The 501-nt window shown below is 67.7% G+C and carries 1 protein-coding gene; it reads right to left on the minus strand.

Annotated elements, in window-relative coordinates:
* The coding region (locus NA4_RS38550; RefSeq protein ID WP_169811231.1) for a quinolinate synthase at positions 1–467 on the minus strand (467 nt) is incomplete at its 3' end.
* Positions 468–501: the final 34 nt, after the last annotated feature.

Below are 501 nucleotides of genomic sequence, written 5' to 3' on the forward strand. Positions count from 1 at the left end.
CCGGGATCGATCGAGGCGACCACGTCCACCGCGTTGGACGAGGTGCAGCAGATGTCGGTGAGGGCCTTCACCTCGGCGGTGGTGTTCACGTACGAGACGACCACCGCGTTCGGGTGCTCGGCTTTCCAGGCGCGCAGTTCGTCGGCGGTGATGGAGTCCGCGAGCGAGCATCCGGCGCGCTGGTCCGGGATGAGGACGGTCTTGGCCGGGCTGAGGATCTTGGCTGTCTCGGCCATGAAGTGCACACCGCAGAACACGATCGTGTCCTCCGGCGCCTCCGCCGCGATCCGCGACAACGCCAGCGAGTCGCCGACGTGATCGGCCACGTCCTGGATCTCCGGTAGCTGATAGTTGTGCGCGAGAATGGTCGCGTTGCGCTCCCTGGCCAGTCGCTTGACCTCTTGCGCCCATTCCGGCGTCGCCTCGACTCCGGAGAACCCCGCGGGTCCGTCGAACACCTGCCCCATCAGCGGGGGCGCCAGTTTCGCACCCGTCGTCGCC

Source organism: Nocardia amamiensis NBRC 102102 (assembly GCF_001612745.1).
Lineage (GTDB): Bacteria > Actinomycetota > Actinomycetes > Mycobacteriales > Mycobacteriaceae > Nocardia > Nocardia amamiensis.